Raw genomic sequence first — 6,276 nt, 5'->3', positions numbered from 1 at the left:
CCTCGGACTCCCCCGCCCCACCTCGGCGATCTCCGCAGAGCATCATCACGACTACGCTCGGTGATGTTCTGCGGGCATGCGAAAGAGGCGGCCGGAGCCGCCTCGTACGGCGCGATCGCCGCGAGAAGAAGGGGAAAACCCACCCGGACATGCGACGACCCCCACCGGGGGGGAGAGTGGGGGTCGTCTCCACGGCCCTACTCGGGGGGGGAGGAGTCGGGCCGGGTTAGCACGGTCGCGAACGATCCGTGACTTCCATGGTGTACCCGAGAGCCCTCTCAGGCAAACCCACACGCCTCACCTTACGCCGAATGGGCTGCACCTATGCTCAGGGACGTGGAAAACCACTCCTCTCCCCGGACTGCGGCCTTCTTCGACCTGGACAAGACGGTCATTGCCAAGTCGAGCACTCTCACCTTCGGCAAGTCCTTCTACCAAGGCGGCCTGATCAACCGCAGGGCGGCCTTGCGCACCGCATATGCCCAGTTCGTCTTCCTCGTGGGCGGTATGGACCACGAGCAGATGGAACGCACCCGCGAGTACCTCTCCGCACTGGTACGCGGCTGGAACGTCGAGCAGGTGAAGGAGATCGTCGCCGAGACCCTGCACGACCTGATCGACCCGATCATCTACGACGAGGCCGCCTCGCTCATCGAGGAGCACCACACGGCCGGCCGGGACGTCGTCATCGTCTCCACCTCGGGCGCCGAGGTCGTCGAGCCGATCGGCGAACTCCTGGGCGCCGACCGGGTGGTGGCGACCCGGATGGTCGTGGGCGACGACGGCTGCTACACCGGCGAGGTCGAGTACTACGCCTACGGCCCGACGAAGGCGGAGGCGATCAGGGAGCTGGCCGAGTCCGAGGGCTACGACCTGGAGCGCTGCTACGCGTACAGCGACTCGGCGACGGACCTGCCGATGCTGGAGTCGGTCGGGCACCCGCACGCGGTGAACCCGGACCGCGCCCTGCGCCGCGAGGCGCTCGCGCGCGGGTGGCCGATTCTCGACTTCCACCGCCCGGTCCGGCTCAAGCAGCGCATCCCCTCGTTCGCCCCCCGCCCGGCGCTGGTCGCGGCGGCGGCCGTGGGCGCGGCGGCGGCGACGGCCGGGCTCGTCTGGTACGTCAGCCGGAAGCGGCCCCCGCTGACCTGACCTAATGCCCCTGTTTGCGGCCAAAAGCAAAGAATCGCGGTCAGGACTTTCGCTCTCCCGGGTCCGGGAGTACAAAGGAAGACACGGCCCGCGAGACCGAAGGACATCCGAGAGGATCACCTGACTGACGCACATGGCCCCACGGACCGAGCATGTGAACAGGGCACCCACGCGACGTCGACCCGTCGATTACGGGCCAGCCGCACCAGGTGACGGGCGAAGCTCCCGACCTGATGGGCAACATTTCGAGGACGCTTGGTAACCCGGTGAACATGCCAGCGGCGGTACGAATGTCGTACCGCCGCACTTTATTGCCCGCGCCCGCGCGCGAGAGCACCCGCCGGCAGACCCACGCCCCCGCGCGGGCGCCCGCGGATCAAGCCGCCCCGCGCTGGAGCGCCTCGCACACCGCCGTCGACTCCCGCGCCCCCAGCTCCACCGCCTGCCCGCAGTGCGTGATCCACGCCCCGACCCCCTCGGGCGTCCCGGAGACGTAGCCCTCCAGGGCCGCGAGGTAGGCGGCCCGCCCCAGCTCCGCGTGGCCCACCTCGGCGGGGCAGATCGACTTGGGGTCGAGGCCGCTGCCGATCAGGACGATGCGCGCGGCGGCGCGCGCGACGAGCCCGTTGTGGGAGGTGAACGGCCGCAGCGCGAGGAGTTCGCCGTGGACGACGGCGGCGCTCACCAGCGCGGGCGCGGAGCTGCCGGCGACGATCAGCCCGGAGAGGCCCTCAAGGCGCGCGGAGACCTCGGCGGCGCTCGGCAGGGGGAGTTCGACGAGGGGTTCGTCGACGGGCTCGCCGTCCTGCCGGGGGCGCCCGGTCGCGCCGCTCTGCTCGGCCGCGGCGACCAGGTGCAGGCGCGCGAGCACGCGCAGCGGCGACTGCCGCCACACGGACAGCAGCTGCCCCGCCTCGGCGCTCAGCCTCAGCGCGGCGCCCACCACGCGCGCCTGTTCGTCGGCGCCGAAGTCGGAGCGCCGGCGCACCTCTTCGAGCGCCCAGTCCGCACCGGCCAGCGCGGCCGACCCGCGCGCGCCGCGCAGGGCGGCCTCGGAGGTGACGGCGGTGCTGCGGCGGCGCATGACGCGGTGGCCGTAGACCCGGTCCACGGCCTTGCGGACGGACTCCACGGACTCGGCCACCCCGGGCAGCTCGCCCAGGGCCACAAGAGGATCGGCGGTCGTACTCATGGGTACGACAGTAGCCACCCCGCGCCCGCGCCCCTCGAAGGAGTGGTCTTCTTCACGCACCCCTGCCACGCAAAGCCAGCGGGCCACTACCCTTCGTGAACATGAAAATTGCTTTCGTCGGGAAGGGCGGTAGCGGCAAGACGACGCTCTCCTCCCTGTTCGTCCGGCAGCTCGCCGCCCTCGGCGCGCCCGTGATCGCGGTCGACGCGGACATCAACCAGCACCTGGGGCCCGCGCTCGGCCTCGACGAGGACCGGGCCGCGGCCCTGCCCGCGCTGGGCGAGCACCTGCCGCTGATCAAGGACTATCTGCGCGGCGACAACCCGCGCATCGCCTCGGCCGAGACGATGATCAAGACCACCCCGCCCGGCGAGGGCTCCCGGCTGCTGCGGGTGTGCGAGGACAACCCGGTCTACGAGAAATGTGCCCGGAGTGTGGAACTCGACGGCGGCGCCGTCCGTTTGATGGTCACGGGCCAGTTCACGGACGCCGACCTCGGGGTCGCCTGCTACCACTCCAAGACGGGTGCAGTCGAGCTGTGTCTCAACCATCTGGTGGACGGCCCGGGCGAATACGTCGTGGTGGACATGACGGCAGGTTCGGACTCCTTCGCGTCCGGCATGTTCACCCGCTTCGACATCACGTTCCTCGTCGCCGAGCCGACCCGCAAGGGGGTCTCCGTCTACCGCCAGTACAAGGAGTACGCCCGGGACTTCGGCGTCGAGCTGAAGGTCGTCGGCAACAAGGTGCAGGGCCCGGACGACGTGGACTTCCTGCGCGCGGAGGTCGGGGACGACCTGCTGGTGACCGTCGGCCACTCGGACTGGGTGCGCGCCATGGAGAAGGGCCGCCCGCCCCGGTTCGCGTCCCTGGAGGAGGCGAACCGTACGGCCCTGGAGCGGCTGCGGTCGGCCGCCGACGCGTCGTACGTCCGCCGCGACTGGCAGCGGTACACGCGCCAGATGGTGCACTTCCACCTGAAGAACGCCGAGTCGTGGGGGAACGCGCGCACCGGGGCCGACCTGGCGGCGCAGGTCGACCCCGGCTTCGTGCTCGGCGAGGGGCTCGCGGTTACCGCGTGACGGTCGCGGCCGGGGCCCCGGGGACGCCCTTCGGGGCGGGGGCCGGGCGGGCGCTCAGGAAGGCCGTCCAGCCCTGCTTCGGGGCCTCGCCGACGCCGAGGGTGCGGAGTTTCGCCAGCACCTTCGGGTCCTGGGCGTCGAGCCAGTCGGAGAGCTGGCGGAAGGAGACGCAGCGGACGTCGGGCTTGTTGCAGACCCGCTCGATGGTCTCCTCGACGGCGCGCATGTAGGTGCCGCCGTTCCAGGACTCGAAGTGGTTGCCGATGACCAGGGGCGCGCGGTTGCCGTCGTAGGCGCGGTGGAAGCCCTTGAGGAGGCCGTCGCGCATCTGGTCGCCCCAGTACTCGTGCTTGCCGGGGTCGCCCTGGGTGGTGGTGCCGGACTGGTTGACCATGAAGTTGTAGTCCATGGTGAGCTGCTCGTAGCTGTGGCCGGGGAAGGGCACGAGCTGCATGGACAGGTCCCACAGCCCTTCCTTCTTGCCGGGCCACAGCTGGTTGTTGACGCCGCTGGTGTCGTAGCGGAAGCCGAGTTCGCGGGCGGCCTTGCGGAAGTTCTTCTGGCCTTCGAGGCAGGGCGTGCGGGCGCCGACGAGTTCCTTGTCGTAGTCGAAGGGCAGGGGCGCCGCCTTCGTCATCCCGGTGTTGGTCTTCCAGGTCTTGACGAATCGTTTGGCCTGGGCGATCTCGTCCTTCCAGTCGTCCAACGACCACTCGCCGACCCCGCCGCCCTTGCCGCAGAAGTGGCCGTTGAAGTGGGTGCCGACCTCGTTGCCCTCCAGCCAGGCCAGGCGCAGTTGCTTGACGGTGTCGGCGATGCCCTGCTCGTCGTTGAAGCCGATGTCGGAGCGGCCCGGCGAGTGCTGCGGCGGCCGGTAGAGGTCACGTTTCTCCTCGGGCAGCAGGTACACGCCGCTCAGGAAGTACGTCATCGTCGCGTGGTTGGCCTTGGCGACCCCCCGGAAGTGCGAGAACAGCTTCTGGCTGTCCTCGCCCGCGCCGTCCCAGGAGAAGACCACGAACTGCGGCGGCTTCGCGCCCGGCGCGAGGCGCTCGGGGCGGGGCAGGTGGGGCTGGGCCCCGGTGTAGGCGGTGGACCCGTCCCCGATGAGGCGTACGGCGCTCTTCGGCGCCGGGGCGGCCGGCTTCGCCTTCTGCGGGCCCCGCGCCCCCTCGTTGGCGCCGGACGGGCCGGTGCCCGCGCAGCCGGCGAGCGACGTGGCGACGGCCGCGGCGAGCACTGCGCACGCGGCGATCCTCTGGGTGGCGGCCATCAGCATCCTTCTTTCCCGGAGTTCCCGGCGCGACGGTGGTGGGCCGCCGGGGCGAGCCGACGGCGCCGCCAAGGTCGCACGGGACCGGAATTGAATTAGTACGACAAGCCGATCAAATAGCCACTTCATCCCGAGGAGTGAATTACTAGCCCATTTGCTCGCCAGTTCTATTCCTGGACTTTACTCTGCATTACGATCCGTTTACCGAGCGTTGCTTCATCCCGCCGCTGTATTGCCGTGACCCACGGCCGCGAGTTCCGCGACCGCGCTGCCCCGGAGGAGACGGGAAACATGTTCGCCTGCGCCCCCACCCGAGCCATCGACCCCTACGACCACACCCCGCGCAACCACCGGCCGCACAGCCCGCCGCCGCGCCGCCGCTTCCGCCTCGCCGGAGCCGACGTCTCCGCCTCCGTCGCGGTCTTCCTGATCGCGCTGCCCCTCTCCCTCGGCATCGCGCTCGCCACCGGCGCCCCCCTCCAGGCGGGCCTGGTCGCCGCCGCCGTCGGCGGGCTGGTCGCCGGGCGGCTCGGCGGGTCCCCGTTGCAGGTCAGCGGCCCGGCCGCCGGGCTCACGGTGGTCACCGCCGACCTCATCCAGCGCTACGGCTGGCGCACGACCTGCGCGATCACCGTCCTCGCCGGACTCGCCCAGCTCGCCCTCGGCTGCCTGCGCGTCGCGCGCACCGCGCTCGCCGTCAGCCCCGCCGTCGTCCACGGCATGCTCGCCGGCATCGGCGTCACCATCGCCGTCGCGCAGCTGCACATCGTCCTCGGCGGCAGCCCGCAGAGCTCCGTCCTGGACAACCTGCGCGCCCTGCCCGCGCAGCTCGCCGGGCTGCACCCGGGCGCCGTCACGGTCAGCGCGCTCACGCTGACGCTCCTGCTGCTGTGGCCGCGCATCCCCGGGCGCCTCGGGCGGCTCCTGCGGAAGATCCCCGCCGCGCTCGTCGCCGTCACCGGCGCCACCGCCGTCGCCGCGCTCGCCTCCCTCACGCTCCCCAAGGTCGACCTGCCGTCCTGGTCCAGCCACGCGCTCGCCGGACTCCCCGAAGGGCCGGTGCTCGGCATCGTCGCCGCCGTGCTGACGATCACGCTGGTGTGCAGCGTGCAGTCGCTGCTGGGCGCGGTCGCCGTCGACAAGATGATCGCCGCCCGGCAGGCGACGACCCCGGTCACCGGCGGTGGCCCCGCTCCCCTGCCGCCCGCGCCCGCCCCGCGCGTGGGCCGCTCCGACCTCGACCGCGAACTCCTCGGCCAGGGCGCCGCGAACATCGTCTCCGGCGCGCTCGGCGGCCTGCCCGTCGCCGGGGTCGCCGTACGCAGCTCCGCGAACGTGCACGCGGGCGCGGTGAGCCGGAACTCCACGATGCTGCACGGCGTTCTCGTGGTGATCGCCGCGCTGCTGCTGGTCCCCGTGCTGGAGCTGATCCCGCTCGCCGCGCTCGCCGCGCTGGTCATGGCCGTCGGCATCCAGATGGTCTCGCTGCACCACATCCGTACGGTGACGCGCCACCGCGAGGCGCTGGTGTACGCGGTCACCACCCTCGGCGTCGTCCTCCTCGGCGTCCTGGAGGG

Annotated in this window: 5 protein-coding genes; 3 read left to right on the top strand and 2 right to left on the bottom strand. The window is 71.5% G+C overall.

Translation table 11 applies throughout. The features are described from left to right. The first annotated feature begins 324 nt into the window (after positions 1-324). Complete coding sequence (locus AOK24_RS36170; protein ID WP_055724198.1) at positions 325-1,152, top strand: HAD family hydrolase; 828 nt, start codon at positions 325-327, stop codon at positions 1,150-1,152. Between the two features lie 376 nt (positions 1,153-1,528). Here the strand turns inward: AOK24_RS36170 and AOK24_RS36165 are convergent, their stop codons facing one another. Next, positions 1,529-2,344, bottom strand: a complete 816-nt coding sequence (locus tag AOK24_RS36165) for a Fic family protein (RefSeq protein WP_055724197.1) — start codon at positions 2,342-2,344, stop codon at positions 1,529-1,531. A 101-nt stretch (positions 2,345-2,445) separates the two neighbouring features. On the opposite strand from AOK24_RS36165, the gene AOK24_RS36160 reads away from it, so the two are divergent. Further along, positions 2,446-3,426 (top strand): ATP-binding protein, encoded by a 981-nt coding sequence (locus AOK24_RS36160; RefSeq protein WP_055724196.1) that lies wholly within the window; start codon positions 2,446-2,448, stop codon positions 3,424-3,426. On the opposite strand, the gene AOK24_RS36155 is transcribed toward AOK24_RS36160, so the two are convergent. Continuing rightward, positions 3,416-4,699 (bottom strand): polysaccharide deacetylase family protein, encoded by a 1,284-nt coding sequence (locus AOK24_RS36155; RefSeq protein WP_055724199.1) that lies wholly within the window; start codon positions 4,697-4,699, stop codon positions 3,416-3,418. The genes AOK24_RS36160 and AOK24_RS36155 overlap by 11 nt on opposite strands. A 291-nt stretch (positions 4,700-4,990) precedes the next feature. Here AOK24_RS36155 and AOK24_RS36150 point away from each other — a divergent pair. After that, positions 4,991-6,276 (top strand): SulP family inorganic anion transporter (locus AOK24_RS36150; protein WP_167376892.1); only part of this gene is annotated, 1,286 nt, incomplete at its 3' end.

Source organism: Streptomyces niveiscabiei (assembly GCF_001419795.1).
Taxonomy (GTDB): Bacteria; Actinomycetota; Actinomycetes; order Streptomycetales; family Streptomycetaceae; genus Streptomyces; species Streptomyces niveiscabiei.
The sequence above is the reverse complement of the archived record's forward strand: the minus strand, read 5'-3'. Positions and strand labels throughout refer to the sequence as shown.